The 19,139-nt window shown below is 72.4% G+C and carries 17 protein-coding genes and 1 riboswitch; of the genes, 9 read left to right on the forward strand and 8 right to left on the reverse strand.

Going from position 1 to position 19,139, the window contains the following annotated elements; translation table 11 throughout:
- The first annotated feature begins 65 nt into the window (after positions 1–65).
- The 3 genes from yaaA (at position 66) to ACWER9_RS22835 (ending at position 2,702) form a co-directional block, all read left to right on the forward strand.
- Positions 66–863 (forward strand): peroxide stress protein YaaA, encoded by a 798-nt coding sequence (gene yaaA, locus ACWER9_RS22825; protein ID WP_452303763.1) that lies wholly within the window; start codon positions 66–68, stop codon positions 861–863.
- Positions 864–970: 107 nt separating this feature from the next.
- On the forward strand, positions 971–1,687 hold the full coding sequence (locus ACWER9_RS22830) for a hypothetical protein (RefSeq protein WP_452303764.1): 717 nt from the start codon (positions 971–973) through the stop codon (positions 1,685–1,687).
- A 58-nt stretch (positions 1,688–1,745) separates the two neighbouring features.
- Positions 1,746–2,702, forward strand: coding sequence for a TAXI family TRAP transporter solute-binding subunit (locus ACWER9_RS22835; RefSeq protein WP_452303791.1), 957 nt, complete (start codon positions 1,746–1,748; stop codon positions 2,700–2,702).
- Between the two features lie 10 nt (positions 2,703–2,712).
- Here ACWER9_RS22835 and ACWER9_RS22840 read toward each other — a convergent pair whose 3' ends face one another.
- From ACWER9_RS22840 to ACWER9_RS22850, 3 genes are all read right to left on the reverse strand, one after another.
- A complete protein-coding gene (locus tag ACWER9_RS22840) occupies positions 2,713–4,143 on the reverse strand; it encodes a sensor histidine kinase (protein WP_452303765.1) in 1,431 nt (476 codons plus the stop codon).
- Between the two features lie 9 nt (positions 4,144–4,152).
- Positions 4,153–4,809: a response regulator transcription factor gene (locus ACWER9_RS22845; RefSeq protein ID WP_452303766.1), complete on the reverse strand. Its 657-nt coding sequence runs from the start codon at positions 4,807–4,809 to the stop codon at positions 4,153–4,155.
- 96 nt (positions 4,810–4,905) lie between these two features.
- Complete coding sequence (locus tag ACWER9_RS22850) at positions 4,906–5,217, reverse strand: hypothetical protein (protein ID WP_357349714.1); 312 nt, start codon at positions 5,215–5,217, stop codon at positions 4,906–4,908.
- Positions 5,218–5,329: 112 nt separating this feature from the next.
- Here ACWER9_RS22850 and ACWER9_RS22855 point away from each other — a divergent pair, with 112 nt between their 5' ends.
- Positions 5,330–5,668, forward strand: coding sequence for a DUF952 domain-containing protein (locus tag ACWER9_RS22855; protein ID WP_452303767.1), 339 nt, complete (start codon positions 5,330–5,332; stop codon positions 5,666–5,668).
- 56 nt (positions 5,669–5,724) lie between these two features.
- On the opposite strand, the gene ACWER9_RS22860 is transcribed toward ACWER9_RS22855, so the two are convergent.
- The 3 genes from ACWER9_RS22860 to ACWER9_RS22870 all read right to left on the reverse strand — a co-directional run bounded on the left by ACWER9_RS22860 (position 5,725) and on the right by ACWER9_RS22870 (position 10,586).
- On the reverse strand, positions 5,725–7,482 hold the full coding sequence (locus ACWER9_RS22860) for a CDP-glycerol glycerophosphotransferase family protein (protein ID WP_452303768.1): 1,758 nt from the start codon (positions 7,480–7,482) through the stop codon (positions 5,725–5,727).
- Positions 7,483–7,710: 228 nt separating this feature from the next.
- Positions 7,711–9,822 (reverse strand): DUF6077 domain-containing protein, encoded by a 2,112-nt coding sequence (locus ACWER9_RS22865; protein WP_452303769.1) that lies wholly within the window; start codon positions 9,820–9,822, stop codon positions 7,711–7,713.
- Between the two features lie 125 nt (positions 9,823–9,947).
- On the reverse strand, positions 9,948–10,586 hold the full coding sequence (locus ACWER9_RS22870; RefSeq protein ID WP_452303770.1) for a TetR/AcrR family transcriptional regulator: 639 nt from the start codon (positions 10,584–10,586) through the stop codon (positions 9,948–9,950).
- A 180-nt stretch (positions 10,587–10,766) separates the two neighbouring features.
- Between ACWER9_RS22870 and ACWER9_RS22875 the strand changes: the two genes are divergently transcribed.
- The 4 genes from ACWER9_RS22875 to ACWER9_RS22890 all read left to right on the forward strand — a co-directional run bounded on the left by ACWER9_RS22875 (position 10,767) and on the right by ACWER9_RS22890 (position 15,839).
- The gene (locus ACWER9_RS22875) at positions 10,767–11,660 is read left to right on the forward strand and encodes an ABC transporter permease (protein ID WP_452303771.1); all 894 of its coding nucleotides are present in this window, start codon (positions 10,767–10,769) and stop codon (positions 11,658–11,660) included.
- 34 nt (positions 11,661–11,694) lie between these two features.
- Positions 11,695–12,471, forward strand: coding sequence for an ABC transporter ATP-binding protein (locus tag ACWER9_RS22880; protein ID WP_452303792.1), 777 nt, complete (start codon positions 11,695–11,697; stop codon positions 12,469–12,471).
- Positions 12,472–12,617: 146 nt separating this feature from the next.
- Positions 12,618–14,135 carry a D-ribitol-5-phosphate cytidylyltransferase gene (locus ACWER9_RS22885; RefSeq protein ID WP_452303772.1) on the forward strand — a complete coding sequence of 506 codons (1,518 nt, stop codon included), beginning with the start codon at positions 12,618–12,620 and terminating at the stop codon, positions 14,133–14,135.
- A 33-nt stretch (positions 14,136–14,168) separates the two neighbouring features.
- Entirely contained in the window at positions 14,169–15,839 is a 1,671-nt protein-coding gene (locus ACWER9_RS22890) for a CDP-glycerol glycerophosphotransferase family protein (protein ID WP_452303773.1), read from the forward strand.
- 4 nt (positions 15,840–15,843) lie between these two features.
- Here ACWER9_RS22890 and ACWER9_RS22895 read toward each other — a convergent pair whose 3' ends face one another.
- Positions 15,844–16,581: an alpha/beta fold hydrolase gene (locus tag ACWER9_RS22895; RefSeq protein ID WP_452303774.1), complete on the reverse strand. Its 738-nt coding sequence runs from the start codon at positions 16,579–16,581 to the stop codon at positions 15,844–15,846.
- 127 nt (positions 16,582–16,708) lie between these two features.
- Between ACWER9_RS22895 and ACWER9_RS22900 the strand changes: the two genes are divergently transcribed.
- Positions 16,709–17,749, forward strand: a complete 1,041-nt coding sequence (locus ACWER9_RS22900) for a hypothetical protein (protein ID WP_452303775.1) — start codon at positions 16,709–16,711, stop codon at positions 17,747–17,749.
- A 73-nt stretch (positions 17,750–17,822) separates the two neighbouring features.
- Here ACWER9_RS22900 and ACWER9_RS22905 read toward each other — a convergent pair whose 3' ends face one another.
- On the reverse strand, positions 17,823–18,671 hold the full coding sequence (locus ACWER9_RS22905; protein ID WP_452303776.1) for a C39 family peptidase: 849 nt from the start codon (positions 18,669–18,671) through the stop codon (positions 17,823–17,825).
- A 231-nt stretch (positions 18,672–18,902) separates the two neighbouring features.
- Positions 18,903–19,044, reverse strand: a riboswitch (cyclic di-AMP (ydaO/yuaA leader).
- Positions 19,045–19,139: the final 95 nt, after the last annotated feature.

Genomic DNA, 19,139 nt, shown 5'->3' on the forward strand with positions numbered 1-19,139 from the left:
TGGTTGGTCGTACGCTGGCCGGGCCGGCGCGTGGGGTGCCGCCGTTACGCCCGTCGAGGAGAACCATGCTCATCCTGCTGCCGCCCTCGGAGGGGAAGGCCGACGCCGGCACCGGACGGCGGTGGGCCCCGGACCGGCTCTCGCTGCCTGAGCTGAACCCGGCCCGGGAACGGGTGCTGGACGCCCTGGTGGCGGTGAGCGCCGGGCCGGATCAGGAGGCCGCCCGGGCGGCGCTCGGCCTCAGCGAGGGTCAGCGCGGCGAGCTGCGGCGCAACGCCCGACTACGGGAGGCCGCCACCGCGCCGGCGGAGCGGCTCTACACCGGGGTGCTCTACGAGGCGCTGGACCTGGCCTCGTTGCCGGCCACGGCGCAACGGGCGGCCCGCCGGTCGATCCTGATCAGCTCCGGGCTGTGGGGCGCCGTCCGGCTGGCCGACCGGATCCCGCCGTACCGCTGCCCGATCGCCGCGCGCCTGCCCGACGTCGGGGCGCTGTCGACGTACTGGCGCAGGGAGCTGACGCCGGCGGTGGACGCCGCCGCCGGGCGCGGCCCGGTGCTGGACCTGCGCTCCGGCGCGTACGCCGCCACCTGGACGCCGCGCGGCGAGGTGGCCGAGCGGACCGTGACCGTCCGGGTGCTGCACGAGCGGGAGGTGGACGGCGTGCCGGTCCGGTCGGTGGTCAGCCACTTCAACAAGGCGACCAAGGGGCGGCTGGTCCGTGACCTGCTCGTCGCCGGCGCCCGGCCGCGCACCGCCGCGGAGTTGGTCGGCACCCTGCGGGAGTTGAAGCACACCGTGCTGGAGCAGGCCACCGCTGCGGGCCGGGCGCGGCAGGTGGATCTGGTGGTCACCGAGCTGTGACGGGGCCGCCAGCCGCAAGATTTGCTCAAGGCTGGGCCGGAGCCGTTCCGTAACGGCGTGGCAGGGGCCACGGTAAGGCAACCCAGACTCCGACAAGGGAGCCTCCGTTGACCCGCGAACCCGCCCTGCTCGACCGGCCCCACTCCCCGACGCCCCCGTCCCCGCTGGGCTGGTTGACGCTTGGCGACGCGTTCGAGGCTGCCTGCCTGCTGCGGTGCACCCCGCCGCCGACCACCGCCCGCCCGAGCGCGGTCCGCGCCGAGCACACCCCCGCGGTGGAGTTCAACCGGGAGGACGCCGCGCAGCGGATGCGGCAACTGTTGGCCCGGCTGGACATCCCGGTCACCCACGAGGTGGCCGTCGGTGGTCTGCGCCGCCGCTACGAGCTGCACCGACTGTGGGTGCCATGGGAGCACCAGGGCGCGTACACCCGGATGGTGGACGCGGGCTGGCGGCAGGGGCGGCGCGAGCTGCTCGGCGGGCCGCTGCCCGGCGCGTCGCCGGCCCGCCGGCGGTTGGTGACCCGGCTGGCGGAGGCGGCCTGGCGCTCGGCGCTGCTGGCCGCCGGGCGACACGTCCGCCGGCACATCCTCGGAGTACGGCTCACCGACCGCGAGTTGGCCGCGGTGCTGATCCGGGGCGCGGCCGTGCTCGACGTGCCGGCCCGGCTCCACCCGGGCACCGGCTGCTTCCTGGTCAGCGTGGCCGACGGCCCGGACCGGCAGCGGATCCTGCGCAGCGCGGCGTTGGAGCCGGCGCGCGGGACGACCCCGGCGTCGGCGCGGGGCGCGGACGTGCTGCCCGCAGGCCGCGCGGCCTGCTGATCGGGTCCCGACCGTCCGGCACGTTACGGGCTTGCGCGCACCCGCCCGACGGCGCACAGTGCAGCGCGTGAGTCGTACCTCGTCCAGCCGCGCCGGCCTGGCCGCCCTGTCGACGGTGCTGCTGATCGCGAATCTGGCCATCGCCAGCTGCCGGGACGCCCCGACGGAGCCGACGTCGATCCGGATCGCCACCGGCAGCCCCACCGCCGTCTACTACGCCTTCGGGCAGTCCCTGGCGACCATCCTCAACCGGGAACTCCCCGACGTCCGGGCGAGCGTGGTGATCACCGCCGCCTCCGCGGAGAACGTCCAACTCGTCGGCTCCGGCGGGGCGGAGCTGGGTTTCACCCAGGCCGACGTGCTGCCCACAAGCGCGGCGGGGAGCCCCACTGTCGATGCCGTCGCCCGGGTGTACGACGACCAACTGCACCTGGTCACCACAAGCGGCGGCCCGGTCCGCACGGTCGCCGACCTGCGTGGCCGGCGGGTCTCCGTCGGCGCGGCCGGCTCGGGCACCGAGATCACCGCGACCCGGCTGCTGGAGGTGGCCCGCCTCGGTGGCGACGGGGTGCGCCGGGAACGCCTCGGCCTGGACGACTCGGTGACGGCGCTGCGCTCGGGGCGGATCGACGCGTTCTTCTTCTCCGGCGGGTTACCGGTCCGGGGCATCGAGGAGTTGGCCAGAGCCAGCGCCATCCGGATCGTGGACCTCAGCGAGTGGACCGAGCCGCTGCGCTCGCGGTTCGGCCAGGTCTACGTCTCCCGGGACATTCCCCGCTCGGTCTACGGGGTGGACGCGGTGACCACGGTGGCCGACCCGAACTACCTGATCGTCCGGGCCGACCTGCCGGAGCCGCTGGTCCGTGAGGTGACCCGGCTGCTGATGGAGCGCCGGGCGGAGTTGGCCGCCGCCCACCCGGCGGCGGGACGGATGAGCCCCCGCTCGGCGATCGTCACCGCGCCGCTGTCGCTGCACCCGGGCGCCGCCGCCTGGTACCGCGACACCAAACCCTGACGGCCGGGCCTCACCGCGCCGGGGAGGGCCGTAGCTCGGCGGCCGGTTCCTCCTCCGCCGACTCCGTCGGGAGGGGTGGCGTCGGGAACCACAGGGCGGCGACCAGCCCCCGCGACTCCCCCGGACGCATGGTGAGCCGCCCGTCCGACGCGTCGACAAGCACGGCGGCGATGGTCAGGCCCAGCCCCGCGCCGTCCACGTTCTGCGCGTCCGGGGCCCGCCAGAACCGCTCGGTCGCCTGGCCGAGCTGACTCTCGGTCATGCCGGGGCCGGAGTCGCGCACCTCCAGCGCCACCCCGCCGTCGCGGCGGGCCACCGTCACCGTCACCGCGCCACCCGCCCCGCTGAACTTCACCGCGTTGTCGATGAGCGCATCCAGCGCCTGGTCGACGGCGGTCGGCACGGTTTGGGCGTACGCCGGGGCGTCGGTCGTGGCCAGCCGCAACGCGACCGACCGGTGTCGGGCCAACGGCGCCCACGCGGCCACCCGGGAGGCGGCCACCGCGGCGGCGTCCACGGTGACGCGCTCGTTCTCCTCCCGTTCGGCGCGGGCGAGGGTGAGCAGCGCGTCGAGCACCAGCGCGAGCCGGTCGGTCTCCTCCAGGGCCAACCGGTGCTCGGACCGGCCGTCCGGGTCGGTGAGGCTGGGCCCCAACTCCTCCACCCGCAGTCGCAGCGCGGTGAGCGGGTTGCGCAGTTGGTGGCTGGCGTGCGCGACGAAGGCGCGCTGCCGGTCCATCACGTCGGACACCACGTCGGCCATGTGGTTGAAGCTGGCCGCGAGGCGGCGCAGCTCCGGCGGCCCCAGCCGGTGCAGCACCCGGGCGCCCCGGTCGCCCTCGGCGATCTCGTGGGTGACCGCGTCCAGTTCGGTGACCGGCCGCAGCACCCACCCGGCCAGCCCGAACGCGGTGAGCACGCAGGCCAGCACGGCGAGCATGCCGGCAAGGGCGAGCAGCAACCACCACGAGACGACAGCTCGGCGGATCGGGCCGGCCGGGGTCACGATCACCACCGCGCCGAGTACCTCACCTCCGTCGTTGATCGGCACCGCCACCACCACCGGGTCGGTCGTCCAGGGCCAGACCGACTCGGGGGCACTTGTCTGCTGCCCGGACAGCGCGACGTCCAACACCGCCGCGGTCCCCGGGCTGGGCCGCCACCTCGGCGACGAGACCGGGGTGTTCCGGTCCCGGTCGACGATCGCGGCGCCGATCGCGTACAGGTCGTCGTAGCTGCTCAGCTCCGACTCGATCGGGCCCGGCCCACCGTCGCGAAGCGCCGGCCCGGCAAGCGAGGCGAATCGCGTGGCGTCGGCGAGCCGGTCGGCGCGGACCCGTTCGGTCTCGCGGCTGGCCATGGTGGCGGCCAGCGGGGTCTCCAACGCGATGAGGACGAGGACCATCAGCAGCAGATAGCTGATCACCAGGCGGCGGCGCACGTCAGCTCCTCACGCGTCGCGGAGCCGGTAGCCGACGCCGCGTACGGTCTCCACCAGGCTGGCGTCGCCGAGCTTGCCGCGCAGCGACCCGACGTGCACCTCGACCGTGTGCCGGTCGGCCCAGGTGGTGCCCCAGGCGTCGAGCAGGATCCGGTCGCGGGGCACCGCCACCCCGGGCTGGCGGGCCAGCGAGAGGAGCACGTCGAACTCCTTGCGGGTCAACGTGACGGGGCGGCCGTCCACGGTCACCGTTCGCGCGGCCACGTCGATGCGGACCGACCCGGCCTCGATGAGGTGCCGCTCGGGCGCGGCGTTCGCGGCGCGGCGCAGCACCGCCTCGATCCGGGCCTGCAACTCCACCATCGAGAACGGCTTGACCACGTAGTCGTCCGCGCCGAGGCGCAGGCCCAGCACCCGGTCGCGTTCCTCACCCCGGGCGGTCACCGCGATGATGCCGAGTTGGCTGCTGCGTCGTCGCAGCTCCCGGCACAGGTCGGTGCCGTCCCCGTCGGGCAGGGTCAGGTCGAGCAGCACCAGGTCGCACGGGGCGGCGGAGAGCGCGGCGGCGACGGTGGCCGCGTGCTCGACCTCGTACCCCCGGCGGGTGAGGGCGGAGGACAGCGCAGCGGCGACCCGGCGGTCGTCCTCCACCAGCAGGATCCGCACCCGTGCCCCCGTCCGTCGCAGCGCTGTTCTGCGAATGGTGGCAGAAGCGCGCGCGGACCGGGAGGCCGCCCGCCCGCGACGGGCGGGTTACACGCCCTAGAGGCCGAAGACGTCGTCGGCGGTGGCGTCCCGGACGCCGTCGGTGAACCCCCGGAAACCGGGGTCCTCGTGGCTTGCCGGCACGCTGGTGACGGTGACCCCGCCGGCCTGGGTGACCGCGTCGACAAGGGGCGGAAAGTCGATCTCGGCATCCTGGAAGGCGTCGTCGTCCGCCTCGGCCAGGTTGATCACGTGCTGTACGTCGTCGGACGGAGTGTCCGGGTCCTCGGCCCACTCGCCGCCGGCCCGGTAGCACTCGTCGTACAGCGCGCGCTGGCTGTCGGTCCAGTCATCGTCGTAGCTCTGCATCGCCCATCCCTCCGCGGCCCTTGACCTGAGCATGCCCGGCGGGAGGCGACGGGCGCGGCGGTACCGGCGAAACCGGGCGAGTGTGCCGGCGGCAGGCCCGTACGCTGCTGTGGTGATCTACAAACTGCTGTCGAGCGCGGAATGGGACGACGCTCTCGCCGCCGGTGCCTTCGCCGGTTCCGCGGTGGACCGACAGGACGGCTTCATCCACCTCTCCGGCGGCGACCAGGTGGTGGAGACGGCCCGGCGACACTTCACCGGGATGACCGGGTTGACCCTGCTCAGCGTCGAGGAGGAACGACTGGGTGACGCGCTGCGGTGGGAGCCGTCGCGCGGTGGGCAGCTCTTCCCGCACGTGTACGGCCCGCTGCCGGTCGCGGCGGTGGTGGCGGCGCGGGCGTTGCCGGCGGACATCCCGGCCGCCGACGCGGTCGCCGCCCTGCTGGGCTGACACGGACGCGCCCGGCCCGAGATGTCTCGGACCGGGCGCGCCGGGTGTACGCGGGCTCAGCGGCAGAGGCGGCTGATCTCCTCCTGGAACCGGTCCATCGGGTTCGACTCGGCGGGGCCGAGCAGGTAGGTCTTCAGCTCCCGACGGGCCTCGGTCATCGGATCGTCACCGGCCCGGGTGACAGCCACGACCTTCTCCAGCTCGCCGCAGTCCTTGGAGAGCAGGTACGCGGCCCGCGCCGTCGGGTACTCGCGGCGGAAGTCGTCCTCGGAGAGGCCGGCCGGGTTGGCCACCACGTACGGCCGCTGGCTCTGCACGAAGTCGGACACCACACTGGACACGTCGCTGATCAGCAGGTCGGTCTGGTTGAAACAGTCGAACAACCCGGGCGTACGGCCGGTCACCACCACATGCGCGGTGCCGTCGAGCGAGGACGCGTCCGGGTCGCCCCCGGCAGCCCGGATCGCCGCGACGATCCGCTCGTGCACGGCCTTCGCCGCCTTGGACCGCGACCCGGTCAGCGGGTGCGGCTTGTAGATGAGGCGGAGCCGGGGGGTGGTGGCGAGCAGCCCCTTGACGATCCGCTCACCCATCAGCACCAGCGACGTGTGGTACGGGTCGTCGTCGAGCCAGCCCTCCCAGGTGGGCGCGTAGAGCACGGTGAACGGCCGGTCCACCGACTCGGCGCCGAAGGTGTGCACCCCGGCGAGCTGCGGCCGACCGATCTCGACGATGTCCGAGTCGAGCACCCCCACGCCGGCCCGCGCGTAGCGCTCCCGACCGGCCAGGCCGGCGACCCAGACCTCGTCGTACACCTTGCTGTAGGGGTTGACGCTTGCCTGCTTGTCGCTGTCGCCGTGCCCGACGAAGACGTGCGTCGTACCCGGCTCGCGGAGCATGTGGATGTTCGCGCCGACGTTCGCGGAGTAGAGCGCCGCGCGAATGCCGCCGAGGTCGAGGTTCATGAAGTCGACCCCGGCCGGTACGCAGATCACCGGCAGCCGGGTGTCGGCCAACTCCAGGAACGCCTCGCGGCTGCGCATCAGCACCACCGCGCGCTGGTTCAGCGCCTCGGTCGGGGCGAGCCACATGTTCGCCTGGTAGACGTCCTTGGCCGGGCCGGCGAAGTAGAGCGCCACCTCCGGCCGGTAGGTGTCGAGCCACCGCTGGACCGCCGGCAGCAGCGGGCCCTGCCCGGAGCCGCGACCGCGGAGCCAGGTCAGCGCGATGATGGCGCCCACCAGACCTGTCGCGACGGCCGCCACCGCGCCGGACGCGAAGAACGGCGTCGGGTCGTGCTGCACGGCGGCGGCCACGGCGGCCGGCACCAGCAGCAGGTTGAGCAGGGGCATCCGGTCGCCGGCGACCGCGGCCGCCCAGGCGGGCGGCTGGGGGGCGCTGGACAGTGGACCCAGCTCGATGTTGCGCACCATGGCGGAGATCGGGTTACGACGATCGATCATGGTGGACAGCGCACCGGCGAAGACCGACACGACCCACACCACGGCCGGCAGCACGAGCAGCAGGGTCAGCTCGCCGCCGCTGAGCCGCACCTCGGCGGCGACTAGCAGGACGGCGGCGAGGTCCCGGGTCAGCTGTCGGTACGACCAGTGCAGGCCCACCTTCTCCAACAGCAGCAGCGACGGCGGTGACCAGCGGGCGACGACGAACTCGCCGATGATGGCGGCCAACCCGGCGACGGCGAACAGGCCGATCCAACCGAATGCGCCGCCGACGAGCATGACCAGATAGGCCAGTACCAGTAGCGCACTCTGGGCGGCCACTCCGAGGCGTCCTGTCAACGTGCCGAACAAACGAGTTCGCTCCCTACGAGATTTCGTTGCGGGCGGTGCCCGTGATGGACCGACGTCACTCCCCCGTCGCGCAGCGGCTCAGGAGCGGCCGGCTGCGTGTGACTGCGACCTTAACGCGAGGGGACAGCTCGGTGTCGCTCGGGTATCCGGCACCATTTCGGGCAAAGTTCCGCAGTGGGGTGCGCCCGACCCCGGTACGGGGTCGGGCGCGCGGTGCTGGCGCAACACTCAGCCGGCCCGCCGGAAGCAGGTCACCGCCCCGGGCGCCTTGCGCTTGGCGAACTCCTGGTAGCCCAGCTGGGGCGCGGTGTCGCGGGCGTACGTGTTGCCGTTGTAGACGCAGATGGTGCCCACGTCCAGGCGGTCCAGTGCCGCAGTCAACTCGGCCGGTGCCGGGCTCTCGGCGCCGTCGGCGAAGCCGGCGAGCAGCAACCTGTCCTTGGCGAACTGGGAGTTGAGGTCGTACTCGACGAGGTAGAAGTCGCGAGGTAGGACAACCCGGACCTCGCTGGTGACGATCGGCGTGGTGCGCATGATCGTCTTCGGGGCGAGCAGCAGGCCCTCCGGGCGGTCCAGACCCTTGATCCAGAAGGCGATCGCCTGACGCTGCTGCGGGAGCTTCCAGGTGGGCCGGTCGTGCACCTCGACCCAGCTCTTCGCCGACCACATCGGGGTGGCGAACAGCGCGAACGCGGCGACCAACAGCACCGCGATCCCGCCGGACGCCGCCCGGCGCAGGGCCGGGGTCGGCGCCGGTACGCGCACGGTGCAGAGCAGGCCGATGAGCGTCGGCAGGGCGAGCAGCCACGGCACGCGCCAGAGCACCACCGAGATGCCGCTCAACGCGCTGAGCACCTCGAGCACGCCGGGCACGAACAACACACTCAACGCCAGGGTGGCGCCGGCGGCGAGCAGCGCGGGCGTGCGCCGACGGGCGAGCAACGCCCCGCACCACAGCGCCAGGCCGCTGATCACACCGACCACACCGAACAGCAGGGTCCGCTTGTAGGTGTACGCCGCGTCGAAGAAGGCGTCGTCCGCGCCGGTCGCGGCCATCCCGCCGAGCAGCAGGCGGGAGACCACGAGCGAGCCGATCGGGTACGCGAGGGCGGCGACCGCCGCGACGACCGCCGCCTTCCACCTGCCGACCAGCAGCATGGCGAAGCCGGCCGCGCCGACGAGCATCGGCAGGATGATCGCCGCGGTGTTGGTGAGCCCGATCGCGGTGATGGAGAGCGCCACGATGAGCAGCAGGCTGCGCCGCGACCGGTTGTCGAACCACTCGGTCAGGTAGAGCCACATCAGCGGGATGACCGCCGAGACGAACATGCCCTTGCCCTCGTGCATCCGGGGCAGGTGGAACGTGCCCAGCGCGGCGTCACCGCCGGCCACGAGGTAGAGGTACGCGACCGCCACGGTGAAGGCCAGCACCTGACGCCGCGGGGCCCACCGGTGCGTCAGCCGCCACAGCGCCAGCACCGCGAGCACCGCCATGATCGGCAGCAGCACGTACCAGAGGGCCGAGCTGGCGTGGATGCCGACGACGTTCGCGAACGCGCCGTCGAAGACCTCGATCGACGGGATCGGCGGCTGGGAGCCCATGGCCGGCAGCACGTTCTCGGAGAACAGGAAGTCGTTGAGCGGGATGAGGTCACGCTCGGCGATCCACACCGACTTGCCGACGTAGTAGACGTCGTCCGGGGTGTTGCGGGCCAGGAACAACGAGGAGATGCCGACCAGGACCGAGACGACAAGCGCGTACGCCGACTGCGCCGCGGTGGGCGCCGGGACGGCCGGGCTGGGCGCCGGGCCGCTCAACCAGGCCTGGCGTACCAGCAGGAGCCCACCGACGGCCGCGACCAGGCCGGACACGGCCGGGATCCACCAGGGGACGCTGTCGCTGGTGCCGGCCACACCCGCGGAGACGGCGGCCACGGCGGCGGCGACCAGGACCCCGACCAGCAGGCGGCGGTCGGCGGCCGGCCGTGCGTCGACCGGCTCCTCGGGAACCGTCGGCGCGCTGTCGACCGGGGTGCTGTCGGTGCCGGCGCGGCGGCGGGCGCGCAGCACGGCCACGACCGCGAGCACCACACAGGCCACCAGCCAGATCCGGAAGGTCACCGACGGACGCAGGTCACCGAGGAAGGCCAGGTGGTAGAGCACGGTGAAGAGCGCGAACGCGATCACGGCGCCATCGGTGAGCAGCGCCGGAGCGACGGCCACGAGCGCGCGCACCCGGGACAGCCCCGCGCGAGGGTCAGCGGGTCGGGGTGCCGGCCCGGTCCGCGCCGTCGGGTCCGGTTCGGCGGGCGCTACGGCGATGCTGTCGACGTTGGCCACGGGCGTCCTTACTCGTCAGGCGGATGAGGGGCGTCGGCACGGTGACGGCCGGGTGTCAAGGGGGCAGCGTAGCGGAGTCGGGCGGGGTAGCCGCTGCTACCGACGGTCGTGTGTCCGGGTGCCGGTCAACCCGACACCGGGGCGGTCCGGGGACGGGGCAGCACGCTGTCGGCGCCCAGCCCGGCCGCCACGGATTCGACCAGGTTGTCGAGGTAACCGTCGGTGAGCGGAAGCCGGGCGATGGCCAACCGCCAGTAGAGCGGACCCACGATGAGGTCGACTGCCGCGTCCACCTCGGTGTCGGCGGGCAGCTCGCCGCGCTGCACGGCACGGGTGACCAGGCGACCGCCGATCTCCTGCTGCCGGACGTGCAGCACCTGACGCAGGGTCGTGTCGATGCTCGGGTTGCGGGCGGCTTCGGCAAGCAGGTCCGGGATGATCTGCGACGCCAGTGGGTGCCGGAGCGCGTGGGCCACCGCCTGGAACAGCAGCGCGAGGTCACCGCGCAGGGTGCCGGTGTCCAGGGCGGGGAGCTTGCGGTGCGCGGTGGCGGCGACGATCTCCAGCACCAGGTCGAGCTTCGAGCTCCACCGGCGGTAGATCGCCGTCTTGCTGACGCCGGCCCGCCGGGCCACCGCCTCGATGGAGAGCCGGCCGTAGCCGACCGCGGCGAGCTCCTGCATCAGCGCGCGGCGGATCGCCGTGGTGATCTCGTCGCGAAGCACCGCCGCGCCGGCTGGCGCCCGCCTCTTCTCGGTGGTCATCGAGGGCTCTTATCGCAGGTCACGCCGGACAGCGTAGCGCAACGACGGTACGGTTGCGTCCCGACGTGTTTCGGACTACTGTCCTCGCAGCGACGAGGCGGCGCCCCGCGCACACGTCCCACTAGGATTCGATCGTCGCGAGCAACCCCCGTCTGCACGAAAGATCGGAGCGCCATTTCCATGGCCACCACCGCGCTGGTCGACCCCGACACGGGCCTGACCCAGGCGCAGCTGGCCGCTCGGCACGGGCTCCGGGTCGCCGGTGAGCGCCCCAGCCTCGTCGAGTACAGCCGCCGACTATGGGCCTACCGGCACTTCATCGCCGCGTACGCCAACGCCAAGCTCGTCGCCTCGTACAGCAACGCCAAGCTGGGTCAGCTCTGGCAGGTGCTCACCCCGCTGACCAACGCGGCCGTCTACTACCTGATCTTCGGGGTGGTGCTGGCGCAGAACGAGATCCCGAACTTCATCGCCTACCTGACCACCGGGCTGTTCATCTTCAACTTCACCCAGAGCGCGGTCCTGGCCGGCACCCAGTCGATAAGCAGCAACCTGGGGCTGATCCGGGCGCTGCACTTCCCCCGGGCCAGCCTGCCGCTGTCCACCACGATCACCCAGTTCCAGCAACTACTGGCCTCGATGGTGGTGCTCGTCGGCATCGTGCTGGTCACCGGCGAGCCGCTCACCTGGGAGTGGCTGCTGCTGGTGCCGGCCCTGCTGCTGCAGGCGGTGTTCAACGCCGGCGTGGTGCTGCTGGTGGCCCGGCTGGGCTCCAAGTCGAGCGACCTGAAGCAGGTCATGCCGTTCATCATGCGCACCTGGATGTACGGCTCCGGTGTGCTCTACAGCGTCAGCCTCTTCGAGCGGCTGCCCGGCTGGGCGACGACCCTCGTGCAGTTCAACCCCCTGCTGGTCTACATCGAGTTGGCGCGGTACGCGCTGCTCGAGGAGGCACCGCTGCTCAACGAGTCGCTGACCCAGCTCTGGCTGGTCGGCGCCGGTTGGGCGCTGGTGGCCGGCATCGGCGGTTTCATCTACTTCTGGCGCGGCGAACAGGAGTACGGCCGTGGTTGAGCACTTCGACGCCCCCATCGAGGCGAGCGCGACGATGACCCGGACGCAGGAGCGCATCCCGACCGTGGTCGTGGACGACGCGCACATCATCTACCGGGTCCACCAGGGCGCCTCGGGTGGCACCACGCCGGTGGCGGCGCTGCGCCGGCTGGTCAAGCGCACCCACGCGCCGAACGTCCGGGAGGTGCACGCGGTCAAGGGTGTCTCCTTCACCGCGTACCGGGGCGAGGCGATCGGGCTGATCGGCAGCAACGGTTCGGGCAAGTCCACGATCCTGCGGGCCATCGCCGGCCTGCTCCCGGTCAACCGGGGTGCCATCCACACCCAGGGGCAGCCGTCGCTGCTGGGCGTCAACGCCGCCCTGCTCAACGACCTCTCCGGGGAGCGCAACGTCGTGCTCGGGTGCCTGGCCATGGGCATGCACCCCGATGACGTGGCCAAGCAGGCCGCGGGCATCATCGACTTCTCCGGGATCAACGAGCGGGGTGACTTCGCCAGCCTGCCGATGCGCACGTACTCGTCCGGCATGGCCGCCCGGCTGCGCTTCTCCATCGCCGCCGCCAAGAAGCACGACGTGCTGCTCATCGACGAGGCGCTCGCCACCGGCGACAAGGGCTTCCGCAAGCGCAGCGAGCAGCGGGTACGGGAGCTGCGCGAGGGCGCCGGCACGGTGTTCCTGGTCAGCCACCAGCTCTCCTCCGTACGGGACACCTGCGAACGGACGATCTGGCTGGAATCGGGCCTCATCCGGATGGACGGCCCGACCGACGAGGTCATCCGGGCTTATGAGGCGTACGCGAACAGCAAGTAGAGTTCCGGCGAACGTCCGGCATCGACACGGCACCTGAGGACCGCGTCGCCCGCGTTGGGGCGGCGCGGTCCGCGCGTTAAGGTTCATTCCGTCGCCGCTCGGGCGGAACCTTCCGTTAACGCATCCCTGAGAGTGAGGATCCGGCAATGACGCAGGACCAGACCACTGGCCCGGACGCCGAAGCGGAGACCCAGACGCCGTGGCGGCCCTCGCGGACAGTGGCGGTGGTTCTGGCCGGAGGCACCGGGACCCGGCTGGGTCTCGGCATCCCGAAGCAGTTGCTCAAGATCGCCGGTAAGCCGATCATCGAGCACACCCTGGCGGTCTTCGAGGCGGCGCCGGAGATCGACGAGATCATCGTGCTGATGGCCACCGGCCACGTCGAGGACGCCCGGCAGATCGTCGAGAAGGCCGGCCTGCGCAAGGTCACCAAGGTGATCGAGGGCGGCGACACCCGCAACGCCACCACCCGGATCGCGCTCGACGCGGTGGGCCCGCAGGACTGCAACATCCTCTTCCACGACGCGGTGCGCCCGCTGCTCAGCGGCCGGATCGTGCGCGAGTGCGTCAACGCGCTCTGGAGCTACGACGCCGTGGACGTGGCCATCCCCTCCGCCGACACGATCATCCAGGTCGACGAGAACGACTGCATCACCGACATCCCGGTGCGCTCCCGGCTGCGCCGGGGCCAGACCCCGCAGGCGTTCCGCTCCCCCACGATCCGGGCGGCGTACCGGATCGCCGAGGACGACCCGGACTTCGCCGCCACCGACGACTGCGGCGTGGTGCTGCGCTACCTGCCCGGCACCCCGATCAAGGTGATCGACGGGTCGGACGAGAACATCAAGGTCACCCACCCGGTCGACGTGCACCTGGCGGACAAGCTCTTCCAGCTCGCCGCGGCGCAGGCCCCCCGGCTGACCGACCACCGCAGCTACAGCGAGGAGCTGACCGGCCGCACCATCGTGGTGTTCGGCGGCAGCTACGGCATCGGCCACGAGTTGACCGAGCTGGCTCGCCGCTACGGCGCGCAGGTCTTCCCGTTCAGCCGTTCCAGCACGGGCACCCACGTGGAGCGGGCCGAGGACGTCGAGGCGGCGCTGACGACCGCGTTCGAGGCCACCGGCCGGATCGACCACGTGGTGGTCACCGCCGGCGTCCTGGAGCGGGGCGCCCTCGCCGAGATGGACGAGGAGACCATGGCCCGGGTGCTCCAGGTCAACTTCGTCGGCCCGGTGACCATCGCCCGCCAGGCCCTGCCCTACCTGCAACAGACCAAGGGCCAGTTGCTGCTCTACACCTCCAGCTCCTACACCCGGGGCCGGGCCCGCTACGCGCTCTACTCGGCCACCAAGGCCGCCCTGGTCAACCTCACCCAGGCGCTCGCCGACGAGTGGGCCGACGTCGGCGTCCGCGTCAACTGCATCAACCCGGAGCGCACCGCCACCCCGATGCGGACGCGGGCCTTCGGCGAGGAGCCGGAGCACACCCTGCTCGCCGCGGAGGCCGTCGCCCAGTCGTCGCTCGACGTGCTGATCTCCGACCTGACCGGTCAGGTGATCGACGTACGCCGGGCACCCGGCGACGGGCCCACGCCGACCGTGCCGGCGCAGGCCGGGTCGGACCGGGCCGAGACGCCGGCCGGCGCCTCGTCCCCGAACTGACGCCGACGGCTGCGGAACCACGAACGGAGCGACATGCGCGGCGACCTGGTCCGAAAGCTGGCCGCCCGGTGCCTGACCACCGGGTTGGCCGTGCTGGCCTTCGTCGTGCTGGCGCTCACCGGCGCCACCGGCTGGGGGCTGGCGCTCGCCGTCGCCGCGCTTGCCGCCTCGGCCGCCGAGCAGCGGATCCGACCCGGCGCCGACCTCGTGGCGGAGACCACGTTGGTCGCCGCCGCAGTCCTGGTCGGCTACTCCCGGCGGCTCGACGACGGGCTCGACCTCGCGCTCGTCGCCACCGGGCTGGTCCTGCTGGGGCTGGTGCTGCTGGTGGGGCCGCTGCGCACCGCCGGAGGTCTGGAGATCCGGGCGGCCAACCTGCCGGTACGCGCCTGGACGCCGCTGATCGCCGACCGGCTCGACACGGCTCTGCTCGGGCTGCTCGCCGTCCTGGCGCTCGCCGCCGCGCTCGCCCTGCCAGCCGGTGTGGCGCTCGCCGCGAGCCTGCTGGTCGGGGTGGGCGCCGGAGCGGTCGCACTGGACCTGGCCCGGCGGCGGTTCCGGCCGGGGGCCGGTGGCGGCACGGTGGCCGCTGCGCTGCGTCGGCACCAACCGGAGTTCCTGCTCTACTTCTCCGCGCCCCCCGGGTCGGAGTACCAGGTCACCATGTGGCTGCCGTACCTGGAGCGGATCGGCCGGCCGTTCCTGGTCATGGTTCGTGAACCGGAGTTCCTGGCCCCGATCGCGGCGGCCACCGACGCCCCGGTGGTCTACTGCCCCACCCTGCGGGCGATGGACGAGGCGTTGGTGCCGAGCCTGCGGGCGGCGTTCTACGTCAACCACGGGGCGAAGAACAGCCACTGCGTCCGCTTCACCCAGCTGACCCACGTGCAGTTGCACCACGGCGACAGCGACAAGGCACCGAGCGCCAACCCGGTGTCGGGGATCTTCGACCGGATCTTCGTGGCCGGGCAGGCGGCGATCGACAGGTACGCCCGCGCCGGGGTGCAGATCCCTGCGGACAAGTTCGTGGTGGTGGGCCGCCCACAGGTCGAGTCGATCGAGGTACGCCCGGAGCCCGCGCGCGGGTTGGCGCACCCGACGGTGCTCTACACCCCCACCTGGACCGGGCACCACGCCGACGCCGACTACTGCTCGCTGCCGGTGGCCGAGAAGCTGCTGCGCGGGCTGCTGGAGCGCGGCGCGACGGTGATCCTGCGGGCCCACCCGTACACCGCGCAGAACCCGGCGTCGGCCCGTCAGCTGGGCCGCCTGACCGAGCTGCTCGTCGCCGACCGGGCCCGCACCGGCCGCCAGCACGTGGTCGGGGCGGCGGCTCGGGAGCTGAGCCTGACCGAGTGCGTCAACGCCGCCGACGCGCTGGTCTCCGACGTCTCCGGCGTGATCTCGGACTTCCTCTACTCCGGCAAGCCGTACGCCGTCACCGACATGGGTGGCGAGGGCGACCGGTTCGTGGAGCGGTTCCCGCTGGCCGGGTCGGGTTACGTGCTGCACCGGGACATGTCCAACGTGGACGAGGTGCTGACCGCGCTGCTGGACACCGACCCGTTGGCCGAGGCCCGGTGGGCCACCCGCCGCCGCTACCTGGGAGACTTCCCGGCCGAGTCGTACGCCGAGGCGTTCCTGAGCGCCGCCCGCCGGGAGCTGGCACCCGCCGAGACACTTGCCGCGCCCGCACCGGCCTAGCCGGTCAGCGGTACGGGTCGAGCAGCGCCAACACCGCGGCCGGGTCCTCCACGTGCGCGTTGTGGCCGAGGCCGGGCAGCGTGGCGACAGGTACGCCGTACTCCTTGAGCTGTTGGTCGGTGACCATCGGGTCGGTCTCCCCGCGCGCCAGCACCACCGGCACGTCGGTCGCCGCCAGCAGCCCGGCCAGGTCGGGCTCGCCGACGGCGAAGGCGGTCGGGTCCATGGCGAGACGCCACCGGCCGTCGACCTGACGCAGCCCCGCGTCCACCACCGGGTGGTCCGGTGGGACCAGGCCGACAAGCCCGGAGACACGCAGGTAGCGGCGCGCCGCCTCGGCGCGGGTGGCGAACCAACTGACCGGGCGGGCGGCGAGGTCGGCGGCGCGGGTCAGCTCCTCGGGTGACCACTGTGCCTTGATGCCGAGGCCGACGACCGCGTCGACAGGCATCCCGGCGTCGCGGGCGGCAAGCGCCAGACCGACCACCCCACCCAGCGAGTGCCCCAGCACGACGAGCCGGTCGTCGGGAGCGAGGGCCTGCCCGATCCGCTCCGCGAGACCCGCGAAGGAGTACGAGGGCAGCGGCGGCGCCCAGCCGTGGCCGGCGAGGTCCGGTGCCAGCCATCGCCCGGGCCAGTGCTGCTCGAGGTACGGCGCCCAGGGCAACCACACGTCTCCGGTCGCCCCCATGCCGTGCAGCAGCAGCAGAACCGGCCTTCTACCACCCGATTTCTCCACCACGGCCGCAGTCTCCCACGGTTCACCGCCAGGTTCGAGAGGTGTCACCCGCACCACGAAGATCCACTGTAGTCTTCGCCCTCGGACCGGGAGCGCCGTCCGTCGATCCCGCCCAGGAGAGGAGCCCACCGTGCTCAGAATTGTCGGACCAGTGCTGGTGGCGGCCCTGACGGCCGCCACGCTCGGCGCGCCGCAGACACCCCCCGCGCCCGTCGCGCCGTCGACCGCCGTCTCGGGTGGCGCGTCGGTCGCGGCGGCCGACCGGGTCCTGCGGGTCTACAACAACAACATCGAGAACCTGGTGGTGAACAACTCCGACGGAAGCTGCACCCGCATCTCCGGACCGGACCACCTGAGCTCGATCCTCGTCGACGACGCCGGTCGCACCGGCACCAGCGGCGTGCTGGCGCCCGACATCCTGATCGTGCAGCAGGTGCGCGGCACCGGCCAGGCCGAGGCGTACGCCGACCAACTGTCGGCGAAGTTCGGCTACCCGGCGGGCAGCTACGGGGCGATCGTGGCGTGGGACGACCCGGAGCCGTGGGGAAGCACGCACCGGTGCAGCTCGGCGTCGCTCGGAGACCTCAAGAAGAAGCAGACCAACGCCATCGTCTGGAACAAGCGGACGCTCAACCTCGCCAGTGGCGACATCTCGAAGTACTGGAGCGCGGGCTGGCTCAAGCCGGGCACGGCGTACGCCAACGGCGCCGGGTGCACGTTGTACAAGCCGCCGAACAGCGACCCGGACAGCACCGACTACTACAAGTGGAAGCGGACCAGCGCCATCGCGGCCCGGTTCACCATCAAGGCGACCGGCACGAGTGTGTTCGCCGCGACCATGCACCTGCCGCAGGAGAACCGGCAGAACGCCTGCGCCGGCGACGGCGACCGGGGCATCGCCGACAGCGGCATCCACCTCGGTGCGGACGCGACCGCGCTGCTGAACGCGTCCACCATCCGCGTGGTGGGGATCGACGCGAACCGCACCGGCATCGCCCCCGGCACGCTTGCCGGCTATGGCATGACCGGGTACGGGTCGGCGGCCACCAGCGGCTCCAGCAAGATCGACTATTTGTTCGTCAGGGGCAGCGTGCAGTCGTCCGCCGTCGACCACACGGTCGTCGGGACGAAGTCGAACCACAAGGCGCTGTACGGCTTCGTCACCTACTGACCGCACAGCCGACGACGCCGCGGGCGCCGACCCCTCGTGGGGGACGGCGCCCGCGGCGGTAAGCGTGCCCGGGTCAGGCGGAGTAGCCCCGGCTGGCGATCCAGTTGGCCAGGTCGATCGTGGTGATCCAGTACGACGGGTCGGCCGGGTTCGCCGAGTCGGCGATGCGTACGGTGCGGCCGTTGTCCTTGTAGCCGACGACGGCGATGTAGTGCCCGCCGCCGTAGGAGTGCCAGCCGCCGTCGGTGTCGGTGGCGTCCCCGACGACGTTTGCCACCACGCCGCGGCCGTCGGTGATGGCCTTCACGACGTCGGCCTGGAGCCGGTCCATCTGCGCCGGGCTTGGCGCGCCGGCGAACATCCGGGTCCGGTACGGGGAGCCCTTCACCTCGGCGTTGAGCACCCGGGTGGTGTCCTCGGCCGAGTTGGTGCCCATCTCGGTGGTGCCCAGCTCGGCGCCGAGCTCCTCCTGGGTGCGGTCGATGCCGGCGGCGCTGAGCGCGTTCCGGGTGGCTGCCGGGCCGCAGTTGTAGTAGGTGTTCTGCGCCTCGTAGTCGTAGTCGAGCACCTTGGTCGCGGGGGGCTTCGGCGGCGTCGGCTTACGGGTGAGGTCCGGGTTGCTCTTGGCCTTGGCGGCCGGCGACGCGGCACCTGTGGTCGGGGCGGCCGTGGTCGGCGCGGCGCTGGCCGAGGGGGACGCGTCCCGCACCTCGCTGCGGGAGGCGGCGACGTCGCTGCGCATCTCGGCGACGGTGGTCGCGGTGCGCTGGCTGGCCGGGGCGTGGTCGGCGTTGGTGAGCAGGGCGCCGGTGGTGGTGGCGATCGCGAGGGCCGCGGCGGAGGCGGCAACGATCTGGTACGGGCGCTCGCTGGCGAGGCGGCGGAGCTGACGCTTCAGGGTGTGCTTCACGGGGTCCTCCACGGATCAGGGGGAGAGCGGCACACCGGGGCCGGACCGGTATCCGGGCAGGCGTCAGCACGCGGACGGTGGTCCGCGGATGGTGAACCGCTCAGGGGAACGCCCGGCGCGGCCGGGCGGGAGAGGCGATGACCCGGGGGTCAGCTCACCGTCACGTGACGGATGAGCGGGTGCACCGCCGCGCCGTGGAGGCGAGGGAACAACCGAGGGGTGGAAAGGTGCTGCACGAGGAGTGACTCCTTCCGACACCGCCTACCGGGTTAGCTGACGGATTCGGGCGGGAAGATCGCCCTACCGCGGGCCGTGGCTCGCGGATTCACCCCGGACTTACTGATGGGTCCCCGGTTCGTAGATCACGATTAAGCGGGTCGATGCGGCGTCGCTTCCTGCGATCGATTACCGCATCGGACGTGACGACACTACTGGCCGCTCCGCACCGTGCCAAGCCAGGTTCACCTGTGTAAACCCCAA

The organism is Micromonospora sp. NPDC003944, assembly GCF_053605225.1.

What these genes read in the sequence shown, in the direction of transcription:
- yaaA (WP_452303763.1), top strand. Translation starts at nt 66, where the DNA reads ATGCTCATCCTGCTGCCGCCCTCGGAGGGGAAGGCCGACGCCGGCACC.
- ACWER9_RS22850 (WP_357349714.1), bottom strand. Translation starts at nt 5,217, where the DNA reads ATGCAGAGCTACGACGATGACTGGACCGACAGCCAGCGCGCGCTGTAC.
- ACWER9_RS22870 (WP_452303770.1), bottom strand. Translation starts at nt 10,586, where the DNA reads ATGACCACCGAGAAGAGGCGGGCGCCAGCCGGCGCGGCGGTGCTTCGC.
- ACWER9_RS22875 (WP_452303771.1), top strand. Translation starts at nt 10,767, where the DNA reads ATGGCCACCACCGCGCTGGTCGACCCCGACACGGGCCTGACCCAGGCG.
- ACWER9_RS22880 (WP_452303792.1), top strand. Translation starts at nt 11,695, where the DNA reads ATGACCCGGACGCAGGAGCGCATCCCGACCGTGGTCGTGGACGACGCG.
- ACWER9_RS22885 (WP_452303772.1), top strand. Translation starts at nt 12,618, where the DNA reads ATGACGCAGGACCAGACCACTGGCCCGGACGCCGAAGCGGAGACCCAG.
- ACWER9_RS22890 (WP_452303773.1), top strand. Translation starts at nt 14,169, where the DNA reads ATGCGCGGCGACCTGGTCCGAAAGCTGGCCGCCCGGTGCCTGACCACC.